The 26,653-nt window shown below is 56.2% G+C and carries 22 protein-coding genes; 3 read left to right on the plus strand and 19 right to left on the minus strand.

What is annotated here, in order from left to right; translation table 11 throughout:
• Nucleotides 1-9 precede the first annotated feature (9 nt).
• The 17 genes from ACQG0T_RS12980 to ACQG0T_RS13060 all read right to left on the minus strand — a co-directional run bounded on the left by ACQG0T_RS12980 (nt 10) and on the right by ACQG0T_RS13060 (nt 17,941).
• Nucleotides 10-996: a hypothetical protein gene (locus ACQG0T_RS12980; RefSeq protein ID WP_271040304.1), complete on the minus strand. Its 987-nt coding sequence runs from the start codon at nt 994-996 to the stop codon at nt 10-12.
• Nucleotides 997-1,012: 16 nt separating this feature from the next.
• Nucleotides 1,013-1,810 carry a PP2C family protein-serine/threonine phosphatase gene (locus tag ACQG0T_RS12985; RefSeq protein ID WP_003859969.1) on the minus strand — a complete coding sequence of 266 codons (798 nt, stop codon included), beginning with the start codon at nt 1,808-1,810 and terminating at the stop codon, nt 1,013-1,015.
• On the minus strand, nt 1,807-3,582 hold the full coding sequence (tagH, locus tag ACQG0T_RS12990; protein WP_015570335.1) for a type VI secretion system-associated FHA domain protein TagH: 1,776 nt from the start codon (nt 3,580-3,582) through the stop codon (nt 1,807-1,809). Before tagH ends, ACQG0T_RS12985 begins: the two co-directional genes overlap by 4 nt.
• Before the next feature lie 90 nt (nt 3,583-3,672).
• Nucleotides 3,673-4,089, minus strand: a complete 417-nt coding sequence (locus ACQG0T_RS12995) for a hypothetical protein (RefSeq protein WP_015570334.1) — start codon at nt 4,087-4,089, stop codon at nt 3,673-3,675.
• Complete coding sequence (locus tag ACQG0T_RS13000) at nt 4,083-5,072, minus strand: hypothetical protein (RefSeq protein WP_032103580.1); 990 nt, start codon at nt 5,070-5,072, stop codon at nt 4,083-4,085. The genes ACQG0T_RS12995 and ACQG0T_RS13000 overlap by 7 nt, the downstream gene beginning before the upstream one ends.
• Nucleotides 5,073-5,147: 75 nt before the next feature.
• Nucleotides 5,148-5,630: an Hcp family type VI secretion system effector gene (locus ACQG0T_RS13005; RefSeq protein WP_014884229.1), complete on the minus strand. Its 483-nt coding sequence runs from the start codon at nt 5,628-5,630 to the stop codon at nt 5,148-5,150.
• A gap of 180 nt (nt 5,631-5,810) precedes the next feature.
• On the minus strand, nt 5,811-6,236 hold the full coding sequence (locus ACQG0T_RS13010; protein ID WP_017693279.1) for a T6SS amidase immunity protein Tai4 family protein: 426 nt from the start codon (nt 6,234-6,236) through the stop codon (nt 5,811-5,813).
• Complete coding sequence (locus ACQG0T_RS13015; RefSeq protein WP_017384301.1) at nt 6,233-6,739, minus strand: type VI secretion system amidase effector protein Tae4; 507 nt, start codon at nt 6,737-6,739, stop codon at nt 6,233-6,235. The genes ACQG0T_RS13010 and ACQG0T_RS13015 overlap by 4 nt, the downstream gene beginning before the upstream one ends.
• 65 nt (nt 6,740-6,804) lie before the next feature.
• Nucleotides 6,805-8,304, minus strand: a complete 1,500-nt coding sequence (tssC, locus tag ACQG0T_RS13020) for a type VI secretion system contractile sheath large subunit (protein ID WP_023296778.1) — start codon at nt 8,302-8,304, stop codon at nt 6,805-6,807.
• Nucleotides 8,305-8,307: 3 nt separating this feature from the next.
• A complete protein-coding gene (gene tssB / locus ACQG0T_RS13025; RefSeq protein WP_008502644.1) occupies nt 8,308-8,832 on the minus strand; it encodes a type VI secretion system contractile sheath small subunit in 525 nt (174 codons plus the stop codon).
• A 75-nt stretch (nt 8,833-8,907) separates the two neighbouring features.
• Nucleotides 8,908-9,924 carry a type VI secretion system protein TssA gene (gene tssA / locus ACQG0T_RS13030; RefSeq protein WP_017693278.1) on the minus strand — a complete coding sequence of 339 codons (1,017 nt, stop codon included), beginning with the start codon at nt 9,922-9,924 and terminating at the stop codon, nt 8,908-8,910.
• Between the two features lie 11 nt (nt 9,925-9,935).
• Complete coding sequence (gene tagF / locus ACQG0T_RS13035) at nt 9,936-10,652, minus strand: type VI secretion system-associated protein TagF (RefSeq protein ID WP_015570330.1); 717 nt, start codon at nt 10,650-10,652, stop codon at nt 9,936-9,938.
• Between the two features lie 16 nt (nt 10,653-10,668).
• Nucleotides 10,669-14,289 carry a type VI secretion system membrane subunit TssM gene (tssM, locus tag ACQG0T_RS13040; RefSeq protein WP_271040305.1) on the minus strand — a complete coding sequence of 1,207 codons (3,621 nt, stop codon included), beginning with the start codon at nt 14,287-14,289 and terminating at the stop codon, nt 10,669-10,671.
• Between the two features lie 2 nt (nt 14,290-14,291).
• Nucleotides 14,292-15,530, minus strand: a complete 1,239-nt coding sequence (locus ACQG0T_RS13045; RefSeq protein ID WP_003859963.1) for a DotU family type VI secretion system protein — start codon at nt 15,528-15,530, stop codon at nt 14,292-14,294.
• A gap of 17 nt (nt 15,531-15,547) precedes the next feature.
• The gene (tssK, locus tag ACQG0T_RS13050) at nt 15,548-16,891 is read right to left on the minus strand and encodes a type VI secretion system baseplate subunit TssK (RefSeq protein WP_015570328.1); all 1,344 of its coding nucleotides are present in this window, start codon (nt 16,889-16,891) and stop codon (nt 15,548-15,550) included.
• 28 nt (nt 16,892-16,919) lie between these two features.
• On the minus strand, nt 16,920-17,423 hold the full coding sequence (tssJ, locus tag ACQG0T_RS13055; protein ID WP_022648418.1) for a type VI secretion system lipoprotein TssJ: 504 nt from the start codon (nt 17,421-17,423) through the stop codon (nt 16,920-16,922).
• A 23-nt stretch (nt 17,424-17,446) separates the two neighbouring features.
• Nucleotides 17,447-17,941 (minus strand): hypothetical protein, encoded by a 495-nt coding sequence (locus tag ACQG0T_RS13060; RefSeq protein WP_045335081.1) that lies wholly within the window; start codon nt 17,939-17,941, stop codon nt 17,447-17,449.
• An 848-nt stretch (nt 17,942-18,789) separates the two neighbouring features.
• Between ACQG0T_RS13060 and ACQG0T_RS13065 the strand changes: the two genes are divergently transcribed.
• Together ACQG0T_RS13065 and gap are read left to right on the plus strand one after the other, a co-directional pair.
• Complete coding sequence (locus tag ACQG0T_RS13065) at nt 18,790-19,770, plus strand: GlxA family transcriptional regulator (protein ID WP_252031569.1); 981 nt, start codon at nt 18,790-18,792, stop codon at nt 19,768-19,770.
• 78 nt (nt 19,771-19,848) lie between these two features.
• On the plus strand, nt 19,849-20,859 hold the full coding sequence (gap, locus tag ACQG0T_RS13070; protein ID WP_015570325.1) for a type I glyceraldehyde-3-phosphate dehydrogenase: 1,011 nt from the start codon (nt 19,849-19,851) through the stop codon (nt 20,857-20,859).
• 87 nt (nt 20,860-20,946) lie between these two features.
• Here gap and ACQG0T_RS13075 read toward each other — a convergent pair whose 3' ends face one another.
• The gene (locus tag ACQG0T_RS13075; protein WP_426723795.1) at nt 20,947-22,269 is read right to left on the minus strand and encodes a carbohydrate porin; all 1,323 of its coding nucleotides are present in this window, start codon (nt 22,267-22,269) and stop codon (nt 20,947-20,949) included.
• Nucleotides 22,270-22,720: 451 nt separating this feature from the next.
• On the opposite strand from ACQG0T_RS13075, the gene ACQG0T_RS13080 reads away from it, so the two are divergent.
• The gene (locus tag ACQG0T_RS13080) at nt 22,721-24,403 is read left to right on the plus strand and encodes an alpha,alpha-trehalase (RefSeq protein WP_032619545.1); all 1,683 of its coding nucleotides are present in this window, start codon (nt 22,721-22,723) and stop codon (nt 24,401-24,403) included.
• Between the two features lie 90 nt (nt 24,404-24,493).
• On the opposite strand, the gene ACQG0T_RS13085 is transcribed toward ACQG0T_RS13080, so the two are convergent.
• The gene (locus ACQG0T_RS13085; RefSeq protein WP_271040307.1) at nt 24,494-26,596 is read right to left on the minus strand and encodes a TonB-dependent siderophore receptor; all 2,103 of its coding nucleotides are present in this window, start codon (nt 26,594-26,596) and stop codon (nt 24,494-24,496) included.
• Nucleotides 26,597-26,653 lie beyond the last annotated feature (57 nt).

The following is a 26,653-nucleotide window of genomic DNA, read 5'->3' on the forward strand; positions in this document are numbered from 1 at the left end:
AGCCCCTCCTTAATTCGCCGCGCGCCAGGCGCCCACTGCCGGATCGCGCAGCTGCGGGCGCAGCGTGTCAATCAGAACAACGTTCAGCTCCGCGCCCGGTGCAACCCATGCGCTCCAGATCTTCTTCACCTCTGCGATACGCGCCTGGAGTCTGGCGTCGTCGCTGGCGATCTCACGGGTGATTTCCACCGCCACCGTGCCGTTGCTCTTCCAGCCGTTCAGGGTGCTGTCGTACGGCAGGATCATCCAGCTCTGGTCGCTGTTCTGGGTGCTGAAAACCATGCGCTCTTTGTTGACGGAGGTGATCAGCGCCTTTTCAGGATCGACCGCGTTGTTCAGCCCCATCACCGGGAAGCCGTGAATGTAGGTGACCGGAATCGCTTTCTGCGTCCCGTTACGGTTCTGCGTCACCACGGTGTGGCCGCTGAGCCAGCTGCCGTTGCCGCAGCGGGTGGTGTCGGAATCCGGAATAAACAGCGCTGGCGCGGAGGAACCGCCCTCCCAGAAGGTGCGCAGATGGCAACCGTCCTGAAGGGTGAACTCCTGCCATGGCGTACGATCTGCCGCCACGGTGTGCGTCTCCGGATTCTGGTGAGGCGGCAGCAGCGCGCCTGAGGTGGTGGTCGTTGCCGCCGCCGTTTCCTGCTGCTTCACCACCAGCGCCCAGTCCTGCGCTTTAGCCGCTGTGCCCCGGGCAAGCGTCGTGCCTTCCGGATCGTTAAGCGTCCAGTTCAGGATATTCAGCTTGCTGCACTGGTGCTCCAGCAGCGAGCCAAGGCGCGGCACGAAGTTTTCCAGCACCGAAACCTCTTTCTTGCCGTTCGCCACGATACGCAGCGCCACGTCCGCCTTACACCAGCTTTGCGGCGTATTGTCTTTAATGTTGTCGATCCAGATATCCAGCTTCTGCGCAGGAGACTGCACGATGCGGAAGTTTTCAGCCTGTGCGGTGGTCGCCACCGTCAGAAGAGCCAAACCCGATAGCCAAAGTTTCATATCAATCCTTGTGTGTCTAATCAGTTCCGCAGGGAAGAAATTGTGCTGCGTCAGAGAGCGTATGCAGCAAAGTGGTGTCCTGAGGGTTGCCCATCCACACCGCCACGGCGGTATAGTTATCCTGAGCATTGCCCTCCTGTTCGGCATTCTTTTGAATGATTTGGTTCATTAAGGTCAGCCACTCCTGTGGCGTATTGACCATATGCAGCGACTGCTTCATCTGCTCTTCGCTGACGCCGTGCCAAAAACCGTCGGTGCAGAGCAGGAAGGCATCACCGTCCTCAACCTGCACGACATCGCTGTAGCTCGCTTCCGGTCCGCCATTCTCAATACCCAGCGCCAGATACAGCAGGTTGCTGTTGAGATCGTCGGTCTGATGCCCGGCATCTTTCATCTGCTGGACGAGGCTGTGATCGGTGGTGACATGCCACAGCCAGCCGCGGCGAAACAGGTACAGGCGGCTGTCTCCGGCGTGCGCCCAGTAAGCCAGACGGTAATCCCTGTCGATAAACAGGCTGACCAGCGTGGTGCCCATCCGGCGATAGTCCTGCACGGCCTGTTGTTCGCTGAGGATGGTGCGGTTCGCCGTTTGGACGTAGTCACGAATATGCTGCGCATTCAGGTGCTTGTCGCCGTCAAAGCGGGAAATAATGCTGTTGCGGGCCAGCTCAGCGGCCACCTCGCCGCCCGGCAGGCCCGCGATGCCGTCACAGACGACAAAGCAGGCTGAACGTTCCCCGATGGTTTCTCCCGTCTGATCCTGGTTGCTGGCGCGCGTCCCCTGGCGGGAGAGAGAAGCCGTTGCGATATTCATTTTTCTTCCGATCCGCTTTGTGAGTCTTTGTACTGATTGACCTCCATGTCATAGGCATGGAGGAAGGCTTCGCCAAACAGGGTATGGAAGTCGTCCTCGATCTCGCCCGCCGTCTCGCCATAGCTGCGAACGAAATAATCCCACAGCGCGGCTTTACGGCTGCCCGGCAGCGCCAGGCGTGACGTCATCCCGTTCTGCTTCGCCTGCTCTTCCAGTTGTTCCGGGTTAAAGGATTGCAGCATGGCGGCGATAATGGCGCGGATACCGGAGATCATCCCCAGCTGGTGCGCCTGGAGATCGATCAGCGCATCACGCACCGATTTGGTCGGCGGCATAAAGCCCGGCATCGGCGTGCCGAACATCTGGATCAGCACCGTTTTCCCGGTCGGCAACAGTTTGAACGGGTTGTTCGCATCGTCGAGCACCATGGTCATATCGGCTTTCACCCCACGCTTGAGTATGGAGCGCGAGGAGAGCAGCGCCACGGTCCCCTGCGAGAACATGCCCAGGATCTGCCCCAGCTGACGCATATTTTCCCGGTCGAATTGCGGTACCGGCTGCATTTCGCTCAGGCCCATGCCCTCCAGCAGCGCCTCCAGCAGTTCGCCCTGAAGCACCTCGCCCCGCTCGCCGGTCTGCGCGGAGGCAGCAGGCGATGCAGCGTTTTTAACCGGGTCGATACGCAGGCGGCCTTTAGGCGCCTGCGCGTTGCTGCGCGCCACGGCCTGCGGCGTTGGCATGGTGAAGCCAGCGTAATCGGGGCGCGCGGGCTCCTCTTCCGCGCGCGGCGCGTCCTGTGGTTCAGTCGGTTCCGGATCGAACAGCGGTGAGCTGGCCAGCGCATCCTCTTCCTGTGCGGCTTGCGGTTCAGGCTTTGGCTCCGGCTTATCGGCCACGATTTCATCCGGATGGGTTAACGGCGCGCCGCCCATCAGGCCGAGAGGGTCATCATGACGCGCGGCAGGTGCGCTCGCCGACCCGCCAAACAGGGCTAACGGATCGAGTTCGTCCGACGCCTCTTCCTTTGGCTGGGCAGGTTTGCTTTCGTCCGGCTGTACCAGCGTTGAAGGGGTGACATCGTCAAAGATGCTCTCTTTTTTAAACAACGCTTCATCGCTAAACAGCGTGTCCGGGTCAACGTTTTTACGTTCAAGCGACGGTTCGGCGTCGTTAAACATTGCCAGCGGATCTTCGGCATTCCGCTCCGGGGCCGCAGGCTGAGAGAACGGATCGTGGGATGCGGCGGGCTGTGGTTTTGCCCGGTTGCTGGAGATGCTGTCGGAGATGGAAAACTCCTGCATCAGGCTGTCCCAGATTTCCGACGGCACGGCCGTAGGTTCAGCTTTTCCACGAGGCGCGGCGCTGGCCGGTTTCGGTTGCGGCGCTGGTGCAGGTGTCGCCACTGGGCGCGCCTGCTGCATGCTGGCCGCCATGCGGCTTACGGGCTGGGTGTCATGAATGAGTTCGCTGACTTCAATGCGATAATCATCAATACCGAGAATATCCCCATCCTGAAGCTCAACCTGACGCCCACGCTCCAACGGGATATCATTCAGTACCACGCGGGTAACGCTGCCGCGGTTCGTGACGCGGCATTCGCCACTGGCGTCGACGTGAACGATGGCCTGCAAACGCGAGATGGTGCGGTCATTGTCCGGCAGCACCAGATTGTTATCCGTACCGCGCCCAATGGTGCCGCCCGGGGCATAAAAATCACAGCTGCTTTGCGGCGGCTGATGACCGGGTTTCGTAGAAATAATCGTGAATCGCATGGCGTATTCCTGCTGGTATGATTAGCGCTCAAACGCTGCCGCTCTCGGGGGTGAGAACGGCGGGGTTTGGGGGTTAAGGGCTGATTAAAGCTATTTGACTACATTCAGGAAAATAATGCCGATAAGCAGCCATAGCGTAAAAAGTAAGGCCTGAGCTTTATAGCGTCGATGCAGTTTTAATATCCAGCCGATTCTCTCTTCCGGTAAAGCCTGAACGAATTTATAGGCATCGTCCTGAACATTTCTGTCTTTGGTAAATTTCATCTTCACGCCTTTGCGAAGACGAACAAACCAGATTATTTTTTGATAGTTCGCCAGCGAACCAAAAAATGATGCGTAATTTGTCACCAGATCGAGATCGTAGCCTTTTTGCCTATATTCTGAAAGAAGCTGATTATATTCGGCCTCGTGTTTTTTAAAATAACGGGAACTGATGAAGTCCATAATTACGACAAGTAAAAATAAAACAACAATCAGAAATAAAAGAATATTTTCTAAATTCACCATAGCTTATCCATGACATATTCAGTTGCTCCACCGGCAACTTCGCCACCAATGTATCCACCCGCAGCGGCGCCTACCACAGAACACGCGAGCAACCCTACACCACCTGTTGCCACGCCCAATGCAACACATACGCCAGCCCCAGCCATGGCGCCATATTTTCCGCCATAAATCCCGCCCGCAAGACTGGCGCCAAATTGACTGTACTTCTTAACGGCGACTTTGGAACAACTCTGCTCTCTACCTACTGTACAGGCATCGTAAACTTCATTGGTTGTGTTTGCACCAGCGAAGCCGATAGCAAGCCATCCTCCCATTTTCAGAAAACGGGCAGCTTTTGAAGCATTGTCTACATATGTTGAATACCCTCGTATCGAGGCAACACCCGCAGTACTCCATTCGTGGACAATTGACCTGCTTGATAAACCTAAAGCGTGCTTGATTTCTTCATAAGGTTTCAGTTTCAGCGTTAGTCTGGACAGCTTATTTAATAAAACGTCCAGCTCAGAAAAAAGTTTTTGCCTTTCAACAAAAAACTGCTGCCCGATCAATGTGCCTTGCGTTCTGTATTGATTTTGATAAGCCAGTTCGATAGCTTTTAATTTCTTTTCTATTTCGCTAAAGTACCTTTCACCTGCATCAGCAACCACCCCGAGAGATTTATCCATAAAATTAGTTAATGCTGCGATGGTACTAAAATGCTTGTTAAAGAAATTAGCTTCATCTGTATTCAGTTCTGCCAATGCTCCATTAACCTTTTGCTTTGCATTTTGTAATTGTTTTAGCTGAACCGCATTTTCAGCACCCGGAGCATTAAGGATCAATATTTGCCCGGGTTTTAACCACCGTGTGTCCCTGTTCATTTGCATAAAATAACGTGCCGCTTCACTGTCTGGTTTATTGAACAGTAGTCTTGCCTGGAAATCTAACGTACCAGCCTGCTGAACAACACAATAACCAGGAGCAACCGTTGATTTTACGCTCATATTGACATCCCTTTGCAAACGAAATTAAGTCTCTATAAATAATGACCGGGGAAAACTCCCCGGTCACGCGCGCAATTACGCTTCTTTGTTTTCTTTGATGTTCCAGCCAGCGCTGCTTTCAGCACCTTTACCACCGGCAGTGGTCTGCTCCCAGTACTGCTGTTTCACTTTCGCAGCCTGGAATGCATAGGTCACGCCAACGGTATCGCCGTTGTCTGCACCCGTGTACTGAACGGAAGTCACGAGAACGTCTTCCAGGGTGATGCGGGTGTATTCAACCTGCTGACCACCCGCTTTGCAGACGGACAGTTCAACTTTGGTCAGGTGTTTACCGCTTGCGCAGTGTTTCAGGATTGCTGTAGTGGATTTGTCGATCAGAGCGTTAACGTGCAGATCGTTAAAGTTCACTTTACCGGCACCGCCGCCACCGCCAACGCTCATATTACCTGGCTGGGACGCGCCCCAGGAGAAGGAGGTAATATCAGTCCAGCCGGTGTGGTTAGAATCTTTAGATTCGCCCGTAACACCCTCGACCTTCAGAAACATATCAATAGCCATAATATCTACTCTTCGTGGATGAACAATATTGCTTTCGAAAAAGCCCTTATATGGCAAACAGGAAAGCATGGGGCTGAATAAAACCGTCCATATTTTACCTCTGCCTCATATCAAACGACCCGTGTCATTTGACAGTCTTACATTCCCCCTGAACGAAAGGAAAGAATGTGAAGTCTTATACTATTGTGGATTATCCTGAATCCAGGTGCGGTCAGGATTTCCGATGATTAATTGAGGAGCAAGTTGATTAAGTTCGTCACTATGATAAAGACGCAGGCAGTTTAAGGTTACGCCTTTTACATCGGGTTTTCTCTCAGAATGAAAGGCATTGGTTGCACCTTTATATTTATTAATAAGAGCATTAATTTTGTCATTGCCATTTTCAATATCGAAAGGCACCCATTCCAGTAATGCGCTACTGCTACGGGCTGCATCCAGAGAAAACTGGCTTTTATCATCTGCAACTTGTGCCAGGCAGCGAGAAAAAACAACGTCTTTAACAACTTGTTTATAAGGCATTTTTTTGACAAACGACACCGGATCGTCAGTTGCATACACAGAGGCGGAACTGGTGAGCAACAGTAGACTAGCAATCATTTTTTTCATGGCAACTCCCAAAAATTAGCTTTGGTCGTCGTGTAATTCGTCTCCGGCGCATTGAAATAACAGTGATCCGAACAGGTTAAACCATTCCAGAATGTTGCATGACCTGCGGCGTCACTCCAGCCCTGTACCTCAAACAGAATGACGCCCTTTTTGTTGGCTAATTGCTCAACGGGTAAGGAAGGATAACTCACGATCATGTCAGGTTTACCCCACTGACGCGTCAACCAGGCAATGACATCCTTTACGCGGTAGAAGTACCATTTATTATCAGCACCGGATACCGTGAGATTTGCAATACGCGGAACGGGATGCCCGGTATAGTTAAGAACATAACTCATCCGTACGGCACAACTATTTGACCACCCGCCCTCATCTGGCGCTATTTCGAAGTTGTGCTTAACTTTGCCGCCGATAACTTGCTTAACTTTGCCGATAGAATCATTTGCATCGTAAATACGTGTTGCCGCCGCCCAGGCAGCAACAAACGAAGGTCTCGCGGTCATATTTCCTCTCAAATTTCCATACTATAAAGCTAACGCCGGGCATGGCCCCCCGGCGGCAATTATCATTACGCGTCCTTCGTCTTCAGCGACGGCAGTTTAGATACCAGACGCAGGGAAACGGTCAGACCTTCCAGCTGGTAGTGTGGACGCAGGAAGAACTTCGCGGCGTAGTAGCCCGGGTTGTCTTCGATTTCCTGCACCTGCACTTCCGCAGCCGCCAGCGGTTTGCGGGACTTGGTTTCCTGAGAGGAGTTCGCCGGGTCGCCGTCCACGTAGTTCATCACCCAGTCGTTCAGCCAGCGTTCCATCTCTTCGCGCTCGCGGAAGGAGCCGATTTTGTCGCGCACGATGCACTTCAGGTAGTGAGCAAAACGGCAGCAGGCGAACAGGTACGGCAGACGGGAGGCCAGGCGCGCGTTAGCGGTGGCATCCGGGTCGTGGTACTCGGCCGGTTTTTGCAGGGACTGCGCGCCGATGAAGGCGGCGAAGTCGGAGTTTTTGCGGTGCACCAGCGGCATAAAGCCGTTTTTCGCCAGTTCCGCTTCACGACGGTCGCTGATGGCGATCTCGGTCGGGCACTTCATGTCCACGCCGCCGTCATCGCTTGGGAAGGTGTGGCACGGCAGGTTTTCCACCGCCCCGCCGGATTCCACGCCGCGAATCGAGGTGCACCAGCCGTACTCTTTAAAGGAGCGGTTGATGTTGGCCGCCATCGCATAGGCAGCGTTTGCCCACGAGTAGCTGTTGTGGTTCGCGCTGTCGGTCTGCTCTTCAAAATCAAAGCTGTCGACCGGGTTGGTGCGAATGCCGTACGGCAGACGCGACAGGAAGCGCGGCATCACCAGGCCCAGATAGCGGGCATCTTCGGATTCACGCAGTGAACGCCAGGCAGCGTATTCGGTGTTCTGGAAGATTTTGGTCAGGTCGCGCGGGTTAGCCAGCTCCTGCCAGGACTCCATCTGCATCACGCCCGGCGCGGTGCCGGTGATGAACGGACAGTGGGCCGCAGAGCCGATGCGCGCCATCTCGCCCAGCAGCTCAACGTCCTGCGGGCTGTGGTCGAAGTAGTAGTCGCCCACGATGCAGCCAAACGGCTCGCCACCGAACTGGCCGTACTCCTGCTCGTAGATTTTCTTGAAGATCGGGCTCTGGTCCCAGCCCACGCCCTTGTAGCGCTTCAGGGTGCGGCCCAGCTCCTGCTTGGAGATGCTCATAAAACGGATCTTCAGCATCTCGTCGGTTTCGGTATTGTTCACCAGGTAGCTCAGCCCGCGCCAGGCGCTCTCCAGCTTCTGGAACTCCTCGTGGTGAATAATCTGGTTCACCTGCTGTGAAAGCTGCTCGTCAATACCGGCAATCAGGTTCTGAATGGTGCGGTAGGTATCGTTTGAGAAGGTTACGGTGTTTTCCAGCGCCTGCTGCGCCAGGGTTTTAACCGCGCTTTCTACGGCAGAGCGCGCCTGATCGGTTTTCGGGCGGAACTCTTTATTCAGCAGCGCGCTGAACTCGTCCTGGCTGAACGCCTGGCCCGCCTGCTGATCGTGTTGTTGAGTCTGGTTGCTCATCGATTATTCCTCGCTACCTTTCGCACTTTCGTCATTTTTTGGCAACTGGCTCAGGGATTTGAGCAGCGTCGGATCCTGGAGAATTTTCGCGATCAGCTCTTCCGCACCGTTTTTACCGTCCATGTAGGTCAGCAGGTTGGAGAGCTGGGTACGGGCTTCCAGCAGCTTGTTCAGCGGCTCTACTTTGCGGGCCACCGCGTCCGGCAGGAAGTCGTCCATGCTGTCGAAGGTCAGATCGACGTTGAGCTTACCTTCGCCGGTCAGGGTGTTATCCACCTGGAACGCCACGCGCGGCTTCAGCGCCTTCATGCGTTCGTCGAAGTTGTCGATGTCGATTTCCAGGAACTTACGCTCGTCGACGGCTGGCAGATTTTCCACCGGCTTGCCAACCAGATCGGCCATAACGCCCATCACAAACGGCAGCTGAATTTTGCGTTCTGCGCCGTAGATCTCTACGTCGTACTCGATCTGCACGCGGGGAGCACGGTTGCGTGCGATGAATTTCTGTCCACTGTTACTCATTGCCATGATGTTCTCCATCAAAGATGCGCGGTGAAGGTGAAACGGCAGACTCCATGCCTGTCGTCATAATGCCAGGACGCGTCATTCGCGGCGTCCAAAGATGTTTTCCAGTTGGTTAACGCCGTCTGGCGCCAGGTCGCGAATAATGTCCATAAAGTTGAGTTCAGACAGCCGCTGCACCCGTTCAATCATCAGCGGTGCGGGATGGCTGGGTTCGTACTGCGCAAAATACTGTTTCGCTTTTTCCAGCATCAGCTGGGCGTCGGCGCGGCTGGTCACCTGCACGCTGCGCCAGTCCGTCACCTGCTGAACGGGCGACGCGGCCACCGGCTGCGGCTCGGCGTGCTGTTCAGCCTGCGCGTCACGGTTCGGCAGCAGCTTGCTGATATCGGTCACCTGACAGGCGCTGGAAACCAGTCCGACGGTTTTCAACAGCTGTTCCATCTCCGGTACGCCACTTTCCCCGAGATAGCCGGTAAGCAGTTCGCGGATGGCCAGCAGGCGTTCGTTGATCACGATTACCGCTTCGGTGCCGGGCTGATCGCCCCGGGCCAGCTCATCGATCAGTCGTGGACGACCGCCCGGATAATCCGGACACTCGGTTTTACTGCCGTCAAGCAGCGCCTGGGCGTCACGGAGCGAAATCTCATCGCCGTTTGAGCGGAGCAGTGAGGCGTTACGCACCGCGACCGTCAGGTCAGATTTATCACTCAGCCCGGCGAGGGCGTTGATGCGGTAGAACGGATCGGTTTCGCCATACTCTTCCAGCAGAGGGTAAAGTTGCTCCCAGTAACGGGACAGGGCTTCCTGCACCAGCACTAGTCCGTCGGCGTAACCTGCCAGCCCGCGACGACGCGTCCAGGCATGGGTTAACGCCAGCATGACGCGAAGATCTTTGGTGCGACCCAGCAGGCTGGTGGCGAGTTTTTCCACCGTGTTCCAGTCGGCAGGCTCTGCCGGAATGATGGTGTCGCCAAACTGCTGCTCGGCTTTGCCCTGACTGGCCTGACCCATGGCCTGGAAATCAGCGTCGTACTCCAGGTTTTCACCGCAGGGGTTATCGGGGCTTATCGGCGCGAGAAATTCATCGATATTCATAAGATCCCTGCTTATTCAAACATAGGCGGGTAAAGACCGTGGCGGCCCGGACGGGCGCCGCCTGCCGGATCGAACAGCAGCGTAAAGAGCTGCCCGGTGAAGTTTCCGCTGTGGACGTGGGTGTACAGCGGATAGCCGTCGCAGCGGTTTGTCCACCAGTAGCTGGTCTGGCGCAGCGGATCAAAACACTCTGCCGCCTGCGGCCAGCCCAGCGTGCTCTGACCATCGTCGTCATAGCCAATCACGTCGAGAATGTCGGAACGCTTTTGCGGCTCAACCGGCTGGGGCGCCGGGATGGTCATCAGCATTTCATCCAGCTGGGAGGCAGAATAGCTGTTACGCACCGCGTGCAGCCCCAGACGGCCAAGCTGCTGGTACCAGCTTTCAGCCTGCCCGAGCAGGCGGGATGACCATTCGGCGGGGGTGAAGCTCAGTTGCAGGCATACCGGATAGTGGCGGCCTACGCTGTCACGGCCCGGCAGCAGGCAGCCCATCTGAATCATCTGGCTACCGAGCATCGGCGGGACGACAAAGTTCCACACCGGGGCTTTTGAAAACGGGCGCTCGCCGCTGCGCTGCTCTTCCTGTTGCCAGGCCAGCAGGCCGACCTGGAACCAGTGCGACCACTGGCGTTGCAGGGTATCCGGAAAGCGACGCTGCAAAAAATCTCCGGCGCTGGGTAATTTGCCATACCAGCTATAACGGTTCATCGCAGGGGTATTCGTCATACGGCTGTCCTTGCGGTTATGGGCATGAGAAACGGGGAAGCTGGAACGGGTTGCGGATGCTGTTCGGGGCAAACTCCAGCGTGACCTGATGTCCGTCGACGTTGAAGGTCGCCTGACGGCTCAGGCTACCCGCGCCAGGGCTGGTGCGCGCCTTGTCGAAAAAGCGGTTGAGCGCCCAGGAACCGTTAGTTACCAGCGTTGCGGTGCTGCCATTGGTCAGACCGAGCTGCATACGCACCTGGTTCGTCCCGCCCGGCCCCGGCCAGTTCATGATCTGCACCGCCTGCGGACCGTGGCTGTAGCGCAGCAGCTGGCCGTCCACGTCCAGCGTCAGGTTCAGAATGGTGTTGTCCATCCGCACGGTGCGCACCGTCACCCTGAAGGATGGCGTGGTCGCGCCGTTGGCGAAGAAGGCATCGCGGACAGACTGCGCCTGCTGGAACGGACGCAACAGCCCTTCGCTGCCCGGCAGCGTTTTACCGTCGATGCCCGGCATAAAGCGCCAGTTCGCCTGGGTGGTGTCCATCTTGTTGGTCAGGTTGTCGCGGAAAAAGGTGTCCATCAGTCCGGTGCCCGGCGCGAACATGCGGGCGAGATCGTCCGGCGTCACCTCGGTGCTGGCGCTGCGCACCAGTGGATAACGCCCGGCAATCGCCTGACGGCAGAACCCACCCACTTCCACGTTAATGCGCTTACGCACGTTCTCCAGATCGCGACGCTGGGTATCGCTGCTGGCGCCGACGGCCATATTGCTGAACATGGTTTGCAGCCCGCCCGGCAGACGTCCCGCGCTGGCTTGCAGGCGGCTGATTGCATCGCCGCCCGGCGCGGGCATACCGCTGTTTGCCGCATCCTGAACGGCGGTCAGGTAGCGATAAAGCTCGTCAACCTGCTTAAGAAAATCGTCAAAGACGATGGTCTTGCCACCCTTCTCCAGCGGCTGCGCCAGCTCAATCATCGGCGCATAGTGGTCGGTCACCAGTTGCTCAGGCGCCTGCGTCACGACCGCGCCCTGCGTCGGGGCATTGTCACCGTTGCTGAACAGCGCTTCCAGCGTGCGGGTGGCGCGGTTGCTTTGATCTTCCGCTTTCTGCGCATCTTCCGGCGCAGGCGCAGTGCGCGACAGGGTCAGCACCTTGCTCAGGTTAAGCACCAGACGGCGCAGCGGCGAGTTGGTGCCTGAAAGCAGGCGCGCGGTGTTGATGCGCTGGGAAAGATCGGCGCTGTTGTTGAGCTGAATGTCAGCGAGAAAGCGATCCCAGTTGACGATAAAGTCGCGCATGTAGAGCTGGCGCACGGCGTTGTCGATCTGCTGTTTATCTTCCTGAGCGGTGGTCGCTCCTAGTACCCAGGCATCGTCCTCGTGCAGGGCGGTGGTCACACTGTCGATCTGGTCGTTGAAGCTCTTCCAGTAGCCGTCCGGCGTATACAGACCCGGTACGCCCTCACTCACCGGCTTGCCGCTTTTACGGGAAAACACCAGCTCGCTCTGCGGGCCGCCGAGATCTGAAAGCGAAACCGGCTTCAGGTTTTCATCATGCTCCAGCAGACGTTTCAGGCGGCCATATACGCGTGTTGAGAGCGGCTGCTGGTTGATAAGCGCCCTTTCACGTGCCACCAGATCCTCATCCTGCGCATACGGTGAAGCCTGAATTTTTGGCTCCAGCAGCTGGGTCAGGTGCCATTCCAGCTCCTGAAGCTGCGCCTGCGTCACGTTCTGCGGCAGGTTGCGTTGCAGGTTGAGCATCACCCACGAGTGCAGGAATTTGCCGTCATAGTGCTTCGGCTGGTAGAGCATCTGATAGGCTTTCAGCGCCTCATAGCTGTACTCCACGTCGCTGCCGTTGTCGTTGCGCAGCCAGGTGGTAATGTGCATCGCCACGGCGGGCAGCAGCATCTGATCCAGCGCCTTCTGGTACAGAGACTGCGAGGCATCGCTGACGTCATCCCCGCGATAAAGCCCCATGCGGCGGGAAACCGGCGGGTCGTTAACGTCGAAGGCATTGCTTTTCGGCAGATCCACCAGGCTGTTAAGCAGCGGCAGAAGCGCAAACAGATCGCGCTGGGGCTGGTTTTGCAGCGCCTTGCTCTGCTGCTCCAGCATCGGCACTTTTGCGTCCACTTCTTCCAGATAGGCTTTATTTTTGGCGTAGCTGGTCAGCCACAGGCCACCCAGGATCACCAGCAGGGCCAGCAGCGCCGCGTAGCCGGACCACATCACGGCGCGGTTGCGCAGTTCCCACCAGCGGTTTTCCCCGGCGATGCCCGCTTCCTGGAAAATCACGTTTTGCAGCAGGTTTTTAATGAAGAAGCTTTGGCCCTTCGCGCCTGGGATCGGCGCCTCTTTGCTCACCGAATCCCAGCGCGTGCTTTCCCCCCCTTCAGGTAAGGAGAGCGCGCGGTTCAGCTCGCCCATCACGCGGTCAAACGGCATCCCTTCCTGAGTGCCGCTGGCAAAGTAGATGCCACGCGGCGAAAATTCGGTTTCGAAGTTTGAGCGAGCAAAGACCGTGCTCAGGTAGTCAGCCAGCAGCGGACGCAGCGCGGCGAACTCCTGCGGGAAGAGATAGGCTTCCGCACGGGTTTTGGCGTCATGCTCTTTGAGCATGGTTTCCGGAAGGCCAGCATCCAGACGCTGTTGCAGCAGGGAAAATTCCTGCTGGAAGTTGCCCATCAGGTCGTAATCTGCGTGTTTGGTGTGCTCCCACGGCAGCGTAAAGCCCCAGATCTGGTCGCGCTGGGCTTTGTCGTAATCCGCAAACCAGGCGCGGAAGCCTTTAAGCAGGTCCGCTTTGGTCACCATCACATACACCGGGAAGCGAATACCCAGCTGTTCATGCAGCTCGGAGAGACGCTGGCGCAGGTTGACCGCCTGCTGGCGCGAGGCCTCAGCGGACTGCGAAAGCAGGTCGGAAATGCTGATGGTGATAATCACGCCGTTGATGGGCTGGCGACGGCGGTATTTACGCAGCAGGTTGATAAATTCCAGCCACTCTCCGGCGTCCTGAACCTGCTCGCTCTCCTGAGTGGTGTAGCGCCCCGCGGTATCCAGCAGAACCGCCTCGTTGGTAAACCACCAGTCACAGTTGCGCGTGCCGCCAATGCCGCGCAGCGCGGTTTTACCGAAGCGATCCGCCAGCGGGAATTGCAGCCCGGAGTTGGCCAGCGCGGTGGTTTTACCTGAACCCGGCGCGCCAATAATGACGTACCACGGCAGCTGATAGAGGTACTGTGTGCTGAAGCGCTGCGTCCACTGCGCGCCATGTCCCGCTTTGCTGAAGTGGGCTTTTTTCAGCATCTGGGCGGCTTCATCGAAACGCCCGGCAAGGATCTGCTCCTCGCTGTTCAGACGTTTCTGCGGATCGGCCGCCTCCGGGCTGGTGGTATTTTCGTTGAGCTTGTCCATCAGCTTACGGTTCAGCCAGGCGTTATACAGCCGCGGCAGAATGTGGCTCTGGGCCCAAATCAGGTAGACCACCGCAATGCTGATGACGCGGTTCTGCTCTGATTCAAGGGGCCGGGTATCCACGATGGACAACAGCGGGCCAATCATCCAGATGACCGCCGCGAGCGCCGTTACGCCCAGGAAGCTCCACAGAATGCGATTGGTCAGTATAGAAAGTAGAGTTGTCAGCATCCTTAGTTTCCTTGCGGCAATCCGTTCAGCTCGGCCTGGGTATTGTCAGGCGATACCAGCAGCGTAATCTCTACGCGGCGGTTACGGGCGCGATTTTCAGGCGTGGTGTTAGGCGCTACCGGGTTGATCTCACCCCGCCCTTCGGCTTTGACGCGCTCAGGCTGTGAGAGGCTACCCTGGAGCTGTTTTTGCACCGAACGGGCGCGCTCAAGCGAGAGTTCATAGTTGGAGGCGAAGCGTGCGCTGCGGATCGGCACGTTGTCGCTGTACCCCACCACCAGAATTTTGCCGCTGACGTTATTCATCGCCTGGGCGATGCGATCGATGACCGGCTCATAGCGATCGCGCACCACCGTTGAGGCCGAGGCAAAGAGTCCGTCCCCTTTCAGGATCACCACGCTGCGATCCGCCTCATCCTTAACGGCCACCAGACCGGCATCAATTTCTGGTTTCAGGAAGCCGCGCAGGTTCAGCACCGCCGGCAGCTGACGCGCAGGCTGCTGGATGGTGGTTTCCGGCAGTTGGGACTGGTAAATTTTCGCCAGCACCGGGCTGGTGTTATCACCCAGACGCCAGTTCAGCACGATATAGAACAGGCAGGCGATAAAGCCGACCAGCGCCACGCACGCCCAGAGTGGGATCATCGGCCGCCAGAGCTTGCGCAGTACGGGGCGATCTTCCGGGTGCGGCGAGAGCGGCGGCGGGTAGCTGCCGCGCACGCCACGGATCATCTGCCACAGGCGCTGTTTGATGGTTTCAAGCTGGGTCCGGCCATTGTCCAGGACGCGGTAGCGGCCTTCAAAGCCGAGCAGCAGACAGTAGTTGATCATCTCCAGCAGCAGAATGTGTTCGCGCGGATTCTGCGACAGACGCGCCAGCAGCTGGAAAAACTTCTCACCGCCCCAGGTTTCGTTATGAAACGTCACCAGCAGACCATTGCTTGACCAGACGCCGCTGCTTCCCCACGGGGTCAGCGCGGCGGCTTCGTCCAGCGCCGTGCAGAGGCAGTAGCGCGCGCCGACAATCACTTCATACGGTAAGCCCGCCTGCTGGCATCGCACTTCGAAACGGCGAATTTCGTCAATCAGGCGCTGGCGCAGCCCGACCTGATCGTCGTGGGAAACCGAATGACGGATTTGCGGAATCGCATTGAGCAGCGGATTGGCGGCCGCCACCAGCTGATTGTTCCCACTGGCTCCGGTAAACACGGCATCACTGCCGGTATCCTGTCGTTCCTGCATATTAAGCGCTCGCTTTATTATTCTGTCGGGCTACGGATGGCCCAGAACTCCATATCGAGACCCGGGAATTCCCCTGCGAGATGCAGCGCGAATGCCCCGGACTTGTCCATCTCGTGCCACAGTTCGCTGCCCCTCTCGAGCTCGAAATAGCTGTAGCCTGCATGCCACGGGATCTGCGGCGGCGCGACGGGCATTGCCCGAAGCATGATGCCCGGCAGCTGGAGCTGGACCAGATCGCGAATTTTCGACACTGGCGCAACCTTCATCTGGGCAGGGAAATGGGTTTGCAGGTGTTCGCCGGGGACATTGGCTTTTACCGCCAGCACGAAGCCAAATTCGCGGACCATGCTGGTCTCCGGCACGGTGGCGATGTTCAGCCCGTGGGAGCGTTCGTGCAACGGCAGCTGGATGGCATGATCTTCCATGACCAGCGACAGCCCCTGACGCAGCATCAGCATCAGTTTGCTGAAGCAAACGGCGAGATCGTCATGGTCGTATACCGGCAGTATGCTCTCTGCGGTACGCTGCGGCGTCCAGGTGGCGAGCTCCGTGGCAAACGGCAGCCAGCTGCGCCAGAGCGCTTCAGGGTGAAGCAACGGCAGCGTTTTTAAATGTGAGACGTCGCCAAGGTGGCGGTTGATCAGCGAGAGAAGCGTGAACTCAACCATCTCGGACGTATTGAAACGCCCCGGCTGGCGCAGTCGACCGCCGATCTGCTGGCTACGCTGCACCAGCAAGCCGTGCAGGTCATTGATCATACCGTACAGCTGCGGGCTGTTATTGGCGTTCAGCATTGGCGGAATGTAGCTGTTATCCAGCCGCACGTGGTTGTCGTTGCGCTTTTCGGTGACGTACGCCACGCCGATGGCGGTCCATTCTGCCGTCAGATCTTTCTCCAGCATCAGGGTCAGACGCAGGCGGCCAAACTGGACCGTCGCCTCCCCAACCGACATGGCGTTGTCGTCTTCCACCTCTTGTTCAAAGGTAATAAAACGCGCCAGAGAAGACTGCTCCTCGCTGAAAATCACCTCTTCACGGCCACCGCGACGAACCGGCAGCGCAAGCACCACCTTTTCATTGGTGAGATTATCGGGGATTTTTAGCGGAGCCGGACCGTTGCGGTCGCTGCGAACCTGGAAAAAGGTGCCGTCAGGCAGCAAACCGCTACAGTAGCTCAGGGCAATACAGCCCTGGCGAAGCATCGCTTCATCCAGCTCAAGGTCGAGAAAGCCCCAAAGATACGATCGCTGCAAGGCCCCCCACTCACGAACGTGGTTGAGGAGGTAACTTTCTGTCCGCTGAAAATGGTGGGGACGCAGGAACATGCCCTCGGTCCAGACGACCTTTTCTGCTTTCGTCATGATGATCTCTTTCCTGTTATGAAGGGCGTTACTGGCTGATGACCCGGATACCATTTACGTCAAGAAAGACGCTGGCCTGGAGTTCATCTGCGGACCATTTCCAGAACTGGTAAATCGCGTTTTCGCCGGGAACAGGCAAAGGAAGTGAGACGCGCCATTTTTTGCCGTCCAGCGCCTGGTATTCCGCCATCACGCCGATATAGCGCGCTTCCGGTGAGCTTTGTCCGCTCAGGGTTTTCGAAAGCTGGCCCGGCATCAGGAAGAACACATCGCTGTTCAGCAGATTCGCGCCAAGCGTGGCTGACGCGTTGTTCTGTAAGGAGTAGAAGTCACTGGACATGAAATCCGCATCGGATTTCAGCAGCAACACTCTGACCTTAAGCGGTGCAGAATCATTGATTTGAGGATGAGCCTGAAACTGAAGATTGTAGCGGGAGGGGTCGCTGTGTGAAGACGACGTACAACCACCGATCAGCGCGAGAATCAACGCAAAAAAAGGGAACCACATCCGATGAAAATTTTTATTATTCATAAAAATATGCTCGTGAAACCCGTTTAGTTCAGGATCCAGGTACCGTTCGCGCTGTCTTTGCAGGCTTTGCTGTTGCCATCGACATCAACACAGGTGGTTTTCTTACGCGCTTTCGGGCGCAGTGCCTGTTTACGCACGGTGGCTTCGTACTGGTCAGCCTTGATCACGGCACGCATCGGCACGTAACCAATCAGCTGTTCACTCCCTTCATCGGCTAGCGCCATCCAGAAATGTTCAACCTGCCCCAGCACAACGTAAGTTTTGCCGGTCTCAAGCGTACGGATCACTTTTCCGCCGTAGTCAGGACGGCTCATCAGGGATGCCGGGTACATGGCACGGTACGGTTCATTCACCTGAGTGAACTCCACCGGAGGGGTAACAGCGTGACGGTGCGTCAGCGTGATGCCATTCACCTGGCTGGTCACAATCGTATCATCGGTGATCGCTGGTTTCTGCGGCGCCTTACAGCCCGCCACCGCCATAACAAACAGAAGTGATAACAATACGCGCAGTTTCATATGCTTTTCCGTAGCGATATTTAGAGGATGAAGAGAGGGGATAAAATTTGACTTAGGTGCTATTGTTAAAATAGTCGGAATATTTTCAGCAGGTAACTATTTTAAGGCATAGCTACCGCACGAACCCGACAGAAATGGGCCCAGCATGCTCCTGACATATTTTGACAAACGGTAGACAAGTTTACATGAGCTTGTCATCAATTCAATATTTCCCACCTGCTTAATGGCGTTTAATGATACGCCCAATGCATTATAGGATTAATCTCATAAAAAATGCGCACTTAGGTAAAATCGTCTTTTTCTTAGACAGATTTCGAGCATAACTCTATGAAAATTAATGGCTAAACAGGAAAAAGAGAACCACTATCATTAACGTAACCCTTTATTATCTCCACTACCATAATTAGTAGAATTTCATTTTTTCTGTGCGCTGCGGGATATATCTGGGATATTTTCATTGTTGCATTCAGAAGATAACTTTTAATGTGCACGAGCGTCCCGCATAAACAAATGGCGGCTAAGAAAATGGCAGAAATTTAATTTCGCGATCCGAAATAACCTGAGCAAAATTCCCCTTTGGGGTTATTTTTTGCACCTAAACAATTAAGCCCGGCTACATCTTTTTGCTCTCTCATCGTTCAGCGCGCTCCCTTGCAGCCCATAAACTGGGGGGGTTCAGCGGCGCTGACAGTGAACCTCACGCAAGAAGTTTTACCGTTACTACATATTTATTTTACTTCTTCCCAACATCTGCCGTTCTACTCTTTCACCCGGCACGCCTCATTTGTCTCTTCTACAATGTTCGCCTGCCGCTTGACTTATTTTGTGATAAAGGTACTTTTCAGGACATGAAGAAGATCCTGATTATCGTTCCCGATGGTGGCATGTTGTTTGAGGCCGCCGGTATCGCCGACATTCTGATGCAGGCCAACCGGCTGCACCCGGACGGCCTTGCGCAGCCCCGCTACCGCATCATTATCGCCACCACCCAGCCTCACCTGGTGATCCACGGCCAGTCCGGCTTAAACCTGCTGGCGGACTATCGCCTGCCGGAGCTGGATCCGCGCGAGCCGCTGGACACGATCATCATTACCGGTCGCGGCATGAATGAGCAGGAGAGCACCGCCGTGGTGGACTGGCTGCACCTTGCCGCGCCGCATGCGCGACGCGTCGCCTCTGTCTGCGGCGGGGCCCTGCTGCTGGCACAGGCCGGACTGCTCGATGGGCGCCGGGCAACGACCCACTGGCGGCTTCTGGAAACCCTGAAAACCCGCTATCCTGCGGTCAACGTTGAGGGCGGCCCGCTCTATGTTCAGGATGGCCCCGTCTGGACGTCCGGCGGCGTCAGCTCCGGGTTTGACCTGACGCTGGCGCTGGTGGAAGATGATTACGGCTTCACCCTCGCCCGCAATGTGGCGCAGGATATGGTGATGTACCTGCGTCGGCCTGGCGGTCAGCTACAGTTCAGCCGCTATAATCTGGAGCAGTCCGGCGCGAGCGGACCGGTCAGCGAACTGCAAAGCTGGATCCTGCAAAACCTCACCGCAGATTTGTGCGTCGAAAGGCTGGCCGAACGGGTCGCCATGAGCCCGCGCAATTTCACCCGCGTGTTCACGCGTGACGTGGGCGTGCCTCCGGCCCGTTATGTCACCGAAGCGCGCCTGGCCGCCGCCCGACAGCTTCTGGAGCAGACCCAGGATCCGCTTGAGGTCATTGCCGAAAAAAGCGGGTTTGGTACCAGCATCAACCTGCGCCGCGTTTTTGAAAAGCAGCTTCATCTTACCCCGGGCGAATACCGCCAGCGCTTCCACTGCCGTAGAATGGCGTAATATGATCCTTTTTTGTCATTTACGCCATACGACCTGACGCCTACAGTAACTCCAGACAACACAGATAAGGAGTGCATCATGGTTAAGGTCGGTATTAACGGTTTCGGCCGTATCGGACGTAATGTCCTGCGCGCGGCGCTGGGCAACCCGGATCTCCAGATTGTGGCCATTAACGATCTGACGGACAGTAAAACCCTCGCCCATCTGCTGAAATATGACTCTCTGCTCGGCACGCTGCCGGTGCCTGTGGAAGCGGCGGACGGCGCGCTACAGGTTGACGGGCAACGCATCACCGTATTCAGTGAACGCGACCCGGCAAACATTGCGTGGAAAGACGCAGGCGTTGAGGTGGTAATTGAAGCCACCGGCTTCTTCACCGAACGTGAAAAAGCGGCGGTGCATATCACGAGCGGCGGCGCAAAACGCGTCATTATTTCCGCCCCGGCTAAAAATGATGATCTGACGGTGGTGATGGGTGTGAACCACACGCTGTACGATCCGGCCCAGCATTTTGTGGTCAGCAACGGGAGTTGCACCACTAATGGTCTGGCGCCAGCGGCGCAGGTGCTGCACCAGCAGTTTGGCATTGAGCACGGGCTGATGAACACCACGCATGCCTACACCAACAGCCAGGCGCTGCATGACCAGCCGGAAAAAGATCTGCGCGGCGCGCGCGCGGCAGCATTATCCATTGTGCCTTACTCCAGCGGCGCGGCAAAAGCGCTCGGGAAAGTGATCCCCGAGCTTGACGGTAAACTCACCGGGTATTCTCTGCGCGTGCCGGTTCCGGTGGTGTCGATTGTCGATCTGACGGTGACGCTGAGCCGCAACGTGACCGCCGAAGAGGTGAATGACGCGTTCCGTCAGGCTGCCGCCAGCGGGCCGCTGAAAGGCATCCTGGGCTACAGCGATGAACCGCTGGTCTCCCGTGATTATCAGGGCGACCCGCGCTCATCCATCATCGACGGGCTTTCAACGCTGGTGATTGGCGGGAATATGGTGAAGATCCTGTCGTGGTATGACAACGAATGGGGCTTCTCGAACCGTCTGGTGGATCTGGCGGTGCTGATGGATAAGAAAGGGTTGTAGCCGATCGTATTGCCGGGTGACGCTTGCGCATACCCGGCCTGCAAAATGGCCCCTCTGCCTGCTAACAGGGGGGCATCATGACACTCTTCAGAAATAATATTTAAACCGCACACGACCGCCATAACGATCGTCGTTCTTATCGCTTCCCTTTTTCGGCGACGCGTTCACCCACGAAGCGTAGGCGCCCAGGTAAATGTTAAAGTTCTTCATCTTCATTACGTTGGGAATAAGGTACGACGCATGGACAGTGTGAATATCATACTCACCCGGATCGGTGATCCAGCAATCATTCTCACACTCTGCGTCAAAGGTTGAAGTGTTAAATTCGTCGATTTCGTTATGCGCATAAATATAGCCCAGCTCAGCGTTACGCCACAGGGCATTGACGCCGGAGGTGAAGTCCGTTTCGTCTGCGGCGTCAAGATACGCTGTGTTGAGATTCACGACTATGCCATCCTCAGGATCGGCTTTCAGACCATCCCAGGTCATGGTGAATCCGTAACCGGTGCGGTCAGACTGATCGACCCAACGACCCGCGTCATCCCGATAGCCATAAGCATTGTTGACCAGATTGGTTTCCATGGCGACGGCCGTTGAGAACGGGCCGTCCTGCCACGAAATAACTGGCCGGACATAGGCGACGTTCTTATCATTTTCCAGTTCCGCGCCATGGTAGCGCTGGTCGACGTACAGATCGCTGCCGTCTTTGAACAGCGTATTCAGCTCGAAATACCAGTTATCCAGCGTTTTACTCATCAGGAAGTTACCGCCGCTGTCGGTACGGCCACGCCCCTCTTTCAGCATATAAATGTAACCATAGCCGTCGCTATAAAGATCGTCCGCTGTATTGCCTGAGTATTCAACAAAGGTATCCTGGTTGAGCGGGAACATATCGTAGGCTTCAAAACGTCCAACTTTAATTTCCCAGTCGTTTTCTGCGCCAAAGAAAAATACCGCATCATCAAGGTACATTTGCCCTGCTAAATCGCCCAGTGGTTGTACAGAAAATCCGGAAAAATGGCCGTTATCCATTTTTCGATAACCATCAAACCCCAGCAAAATACGACCATTAATATCCCACCGTTCTTTATCTCCCGGCGCCCAGTCGCTATTAGCACTTTGCTTAACAGAAGTCAGACTGCCGGTTTTGCTGGCAGCATCCATATTAAATTCCACATCGCCATAAAATTTTATATCTCCAAAGCCCGAAAGCGTCAGCTTCGGTGGTGCGTCTTTATTGACGGGCTCTTCTGACTGGACGACCACGGGAGCAGCCTGCTGACTGGCCGCCTGCTGTTGTTTCAACGCCTCGATTTGCGCCTCCAGTTGCGCCAGTTTTTCATCTACGCTCGTCGCGCTTTGTGCCGCAAAAAGAGAGCCAGAACAGAATGCCCCCACGAGGACAACCATTTTTTTAATTGCATAGAATCCATCCTGAAATAAAAGTGAATACCCGAAGTGATGGGCCACTCTATTTCGTCTAAATGTTTTTCGGCAGGCTATTATGTTTTTTGTTATGTCGGTTATGTTTTTTACTTTGTGTGACCTTCACGGAAAGTTATTCGCGGAATGTAATAAAGAAACACAACCCCGTTCACAGAATTAAAAAAGGTTGCAACCCATAAGTCTGGTCAATATTCATAGTGTGCCCTGACAGGATATTTAATTAAAATCATTCCCCAGAAAACATTCCCCGAGTAAATAGTTTTCGGCGAGCTTCTCACGTCCGGGCGCGGCGGTAAATTGTCTGGTAATGCGCAAAATGGGATATCTAACACGCGAAGCGGGCAATATTCGTCTAAGGTTTTCAGGTGATTGACGACAGCGGTGACGCTGCCCAGCGACGAATGGAGATGAACCGATGATAAAAACTCGAATGCTACGCCCTGGCTTGTTACACCTTACGTTGGCAGGCGCCCTACTCGGTGTTACCGCATTTGGTTATGCTGAAGACCAGCCAACGAGCCAGCAAAGCTCACCTGATATTCTCCTTGGCCCCCTCTTTAATGAAGTACAGAGCGCCAAACTGTTCCCGGATCAGAAAACCTTCGCGGATGCCGTTCCCAAAAGCGACCCGCTAACCATCCTGGCGGATTACCGGATGCAGCATACCCAGTCCGGTTTTGACCTGCGCCACTTCGTAGAGATGAACTTTATCCTGCCGAAGGAAGGTGAGAAATACGTTCCCCCTGAAGGCCAGAGCCTGCGCGAACACATAGACGATCTGTGGCCTGTACTGACCCGCACCACTGACAAAGCGAACAAATGGGATTCCCTCCTGCCCCTGCCAAAGCCCTATGTCGTGCCGGGAGGACGCTTCCGCGAAGTCTATTACTGGGACAGCTATTTCACCATGCTGGGGCTGGCCGAGAGCGGCCACTGGGATAAGATCGGCGACATGGTGGACAACTTCGCTTACGAGCTTGATACCTGGGGCCATATCCCTAACGGTAACCGCAGCTACTACCTGAGCCGCTCTCAGCCGCCTTTCTTCTCGCTGATGGTGGAATTGCTGGCCACGCATGACAGCGACGCGTTGAAGAAATACCGTCCGCAGATGGAGAAAGAGTACGCTTACTGGATGGAGGGGGCTGATGGGCTCCAGCCTGGTCAGGCGAACAAACGCGTGGTGAAGCTGGATGACGGCTCGATCCTCAACCGCTACTGGGACGATCGGGACACGCCGCGCCCTGAGTCGTGGCTGGATGACGTGACCACCGCCAAAAATAACCCTAACCGTCCGGCCACCGAAATTTACCGCGATCTGCGCTCTGCCGCGGCTTCGGGCTGGGATTTCAGCTCCCGCTGGATGGACGATCCACAGAAGCTGGGTACCATCCGCACCACCAGCATCGTACCGGTGGATCTGAATGCGCTGATGTTTAAGATGGAAAAACTGCTGGCCCGCGCCAGTCAGGAAGACGGCGATAACGCCAGTGCAAGTAAATATGACGCGCTGGCCTCCGCACGTCAGAAAGCCATGGAAAGCCACCTGTGGAACGATAAAGAGGGCTGGTATGCGGATTACGATCTGAAAACCGGGAAGGTGCGTAATCAGCTGACGGCCGCAGCCCTCTTCCCGCTGTATGTGAAGGCCGCATCACAGGATCGCGCGGATAAAGTGGCCGCAGCCGCGTCGTCACGCCTGCTGAAACCGGGCGGTATTTCTACCACCACCATCAACAGCGGGCAGCAGTGGGATGCGCCGAACGGCTGGGCGCCGTTGCAGTGGGTAGCGGTGGAAGGGTTGCAGAACTATGGTCAGCAGAAAGTGGCGATGGACGTAACCTGGCGTTTCCTGAAAAACGTTCAGCATACCTACGATCGCGAGAAGAAACTGGTTGAGAAGTACGATGTCTCTTCGACCGGTACCGGCGGTGGCGGCGGTGAGTATCCGTTGCAGGACGGTTTCGGCTGGAGTAACGGCGTGACGCTCAGGATGCTGGACATGGTCTGTCCGAAAGAGAAGCCGTGCGACAGCGTACCGGAGAATCAGCCTGCGGCAAACGATGATGTTGCACCTGCGAAACAGGCGGCGCAGTAGCGCCCCTCACCCTGACCCTCTCCCCGGTGGGGCGAGGGGATGGTTCCGTGCAATAGATTGGCCCGGTAGCGAAGCGCCACCGGGCTTTTTTCAGAAGCTGTAACTCGCCCCGACCTGGAACGTGCGGTCGCGGCCTATCCAGCAGTTGGTCGCGTCATAGCAGGTGAGCGTCTCTTTGTTGGTGACGTTCTGCGCGCTCGCTTTCAACGTCAGCCCCTCCAGCGATGGCGCCAGCTCGCCCATGCGGTAAGACGCCGCCAGATCGTATTGCGTCGTACCGCCCAGCTTGCCTGCGTCGTTGGCTGGCGAGATCTCCATCGGCCCGGTGTAGCGTGCCCCTGCCCCCAGCGTTAACCCTCTCAGCGGCGTGCTGTCAAAGGTGTAATCTCCCCACAGATTAAAGGCGTTCTCAGGGACCTGCGTCGGTCGTTTGCCCTGGTACTTGTCATCTTCGGTATTGATGGCGTGGGTGTAGGCATAGTTGGCAATCAGCGTCAGGTTATCCGTTGGACGACTCATAGCGGAAAGCTCCGCACCTTTCGATTCCACTTCCCCGGTCTGGCGATAGTTGAGGAAGCCCGGATCGCTGGTCACCACATTTTTCTGACGAATGTTAAACACCGAGGCGGTGAAGGTGGTTGCGTATTCCGCCAGCAGGTATTTCACCCCACCCTCCACCTGCTTGCTGGTGGTGGGCTTAACGTCTTTCGCGGTCAGCGTGCCCTGCGGCGATACCGGGGCGAACCCTTCCGAATAGCTGATAAACGGCGAGAGACCATTGTCGAAGGCATAAAGCGCGCCCAGTCGCTTAGTGAGGCGATCCTGCGATACCCATGCTTTGTCACCGTTTTGCAGATAGTTGGTGGTGACAGAACGGTAGTCGTCATAGCGCAGGCTGGCCAGCACGTTCAGCCCGCCAAACGCAATCTGATCCTGGAGGTAATAGCCATTCTGCTGATAGCTGAGACGGTTTTTCTGCGCGGTTTCAAGCCCCAGCGCATCGTTATCGATCTGCGAGTGATCCGGATTACGCATATCGATACCCGGTGTGGACGAGGCGTAACGATAATGGAAGTGAGAGTTCAGCTTCTGGTAGTCAAAGCCCACCAGCAGATGATGTTTCCAGTCCCCCAGCGCGACGGTTCGGGTGACCTGGTTATCAATGTTGAAGCTCTGTAAATCTTCATCCGTGGTATAGGCGAAGCGGTTAAGCTGGTAGACCTCGCTGCCCGTCCCGGTTGAATAGGCGCTGCGCTGGTGGGTGTCCACGTCAAAGTAGCGCGCTTTCTGGCTAAAGCCCCAGCCACTGTCAAACTCATGTTCAAAGCTGTAGCCCAGCATCCACTGACGCTGCTTAAAGCCGCTCCACTCATCCCCGGCATAGTCACGACGATCGGCGTATTTAGACCGTAGATAGCTTAGCGGCATCGGATCAGACGGCGTCAGGCTCGGCGTATTTTGCGCCAGCGCGTCAATGGTCAGGCGCGTTTTGTCATCCGGCTGCCAGGTCACGGAGGGGGCCACCAGATAGTTTTCATAGCGCGTGGTGCGCGCCTGTTCGTCACTCTCTGTCGCTTTACCCAGCAGGCGATAGTTCCAGTCGCTGGTCGCAATCTGCCCCGTGGAATCCAGGTACCCCTCTTTCAGATTGCGGTTTCCGGTGTTAAAGCCCAGTTCTGTTTTCGCCTCTTTCTGTGGCTTTTTACTCTGAATATTGACCAGCCCGCCCGGGGAGCCGCCGCCATACAGCACGGATGACGGCCCCTTCAGAATATCGACGCTCTCAATCAGCAGCGGATCGATTCGCGCTTTAGTGTTCCCGGTGACGTTATAGGGAAGTTGCAGGCCGTTGTAGAACTCCTGCTCGACGTTGAACCCGCGGATTTTGTACTCGCTCATGTAAGAGGTGCTCCCGCGCACCTCCGTGGAAACGCCCGGCGCATAGCGCAGGATCTCGTTTACCGAACTGGCGTGCCGCTGCTCAATCTCTTTAGCGGCGATGGTGTTGATCACCTGGGGCGTTTTACTTTCCGCGACGGCTGATTTCGTGGCGCTGTTGGTCCAGGCAGGGAGCGCGCTGCCCTGCTCTGTACCGGTCACCACGATGGTGGGTTCTTCTGCAAAAGCCTGTGTTTGCAATGCCAGCGTGACGGCGCCTGCCAACGCGCATAACGCAAAACGTGAGGTGCTCATAGTGTCGTCTTGTTATTAGATGCTATTGGGAACGCCAATTATTATCATTTCCATTAG

This window comes from Enterobacter cloacae complex sp. 302F9 (assembly GCF_050030335.1).
Lineage (GTDB): Bacteria > Pseudomonadota > Gammaproteobacteria > Enterobacterales > Enterobacteriaceae > Enterobacter > Enterobacter hormaechei_C.

Bases quoted from the DNA above. Each gene is read 5' to 3' on its own strand.
- tssK (WP_015570328.1), bottom strand. From the start codon at position 16,891: ATGACGAAAGCAGAAAAGGTCGTCTGGACCGAGGGCATGTTCCTGCGT.
- ACQG0T_RS13080 (WP_032619545.1), top strand. From the start codon at position 22,721: ATGATAAAAACTCGAATGCTACGCCCTGGCTTGTTACACCTTACGTTG.
- tssA (WP_017693278.1), bottom strand. From the start codon at position 9,924: ATGAATATCGATGAATTTCTCGCGCCGATAAGCCCCGATAACCCCTGC.
- tssC (WP_023296778.1), bottom strand. From the start codon at position 8,304: ATGAGCAACCAGACTCAACAACACGATCAGCAGGCGGGCCAGGCGTTC.
- ACQG0T_RS13060 (WP_045335081.1), bottom strand. From the start codon at position 17,941: ATGAAACTGCGCGTATTGTTATCACTTCTGTTTGTTATGGCGGTGGCG.
- tssM (WP_271040305.1), bottom strand. From the start codon at position 14,289: ATGCTGACAACTCTACTTTCTATACTGACCAATCGCATTCTGTGGAGC.
- gap (WP_015570325.1), top strand. From the start codon at position 19,849: ATGGTTAAGGTCGGTATTAACGGTTTCGGCCGTATCGGACGTAATGTC.
- ACQG0T_RS13075 (WP_426723795.1), bottom strand. From the start codon at position 22,269: ATGGTTGTCCTCGTGGGGGCATTCTGTTCTGGCTCTCTTTTTGCGGCA.
- tagF (WP_015570330.1), bottom strand. From the start codon at position 10,652: ATGACGAATACCCCTGCGATGAACCGTTATAGCTGGTATGGCAAATTA.
- tssB (WP_008502644.1), bottom strand. From the start codon at position 8,832: ATGGCAATGAGTAACAGTGGACAGAAATTCATCGCACGCAACCGTGCT.
- ACQG0T_RS12985 (WP_003859969.1), bottom strand. From the start codon at position 1,810: ATGAATATCGCAACGGCTTCTCTCTCCCGCCAGGGGACGCGCGCCAGC.
- ACQG0T_RS13000 (WP_032103580.1), bottom strand. From the start codon at position 5,072: ATGAGCGTAAAATCAACGGTTGCTCCTGGTTATTGTGTTGTTCAGCAG.
- ACQG0T_RS13045 (WP_003859963.1), bottom strand. From the start codon at position 15,530: ATGCAGGAACGACAGGATACCGGCAGTGATGCCGTGTTTACCGGAGCC.
- ACQG0T_RS12980 (WP_271040304.1), bottom strand. From the start codon at position 996: ATGAAACTTTGGCTATCGGGTTTGGCTCTTCTGACGGTGGCGACCACC.
- tagH (WP_015570335.1), bottom strand. From the start codon at position 3,582: ATGCGATTCACGATTATTTCTACGAAACCCGGTCATCAGCCGCCGCAA.
- ACQG0T_RS13015 (WP_017384301.1), bottom strand. From the start codon at position 6,739: ATGACCGCGAGACCTTCGTTTGTTGCTGCCTGGGCGGCGGCAACACGT.
- ACQG0T_RS13085 (WP_271040307.1), bottom strand. From the start codon at position 26,596: ATGAGCACCTCACGTTTTGCGTTATGCGCGTTGGCAGGCGCCGTCACG.
- ACQG0T_RS13065 (WP_252031569.1), top strand. From the start codon at position 18,790: ATGAAGAAGATCCTGATTATCGTTCCCGATGGTGGCATGTTGTTTGAG.
- ACQG0T_RS12995 (WP_015570334.1), bottom strand. From the start codon at position 4,089: ATGGTGAATTTAGAAAATATTCTTTTATTTCTGATTGTTGTTTTATTT.
- ACQG0T_RS13005 (WP_014884229.1), bottom strand. From the start codon at position 5,630: ATGGCTATTGATATGTTTCTGAAGGTCGAGGGTGTTACGGGCGAATCT.
- ACQG0T_RS13010 (WP_017693279.1), bottom strand. From the start codon at position 6,236: ATGAAAAAAATGATTGCTAGTCTACTGTTGCTCACCAGTTCCGCCTCT.
- tssJ (WP_022648418.1), bottom strand. From the start codon at position 17,423: ATGAATAATAAAAATTTTCATCGGATGTGGTTCCCTTTTTTTGCGTTG.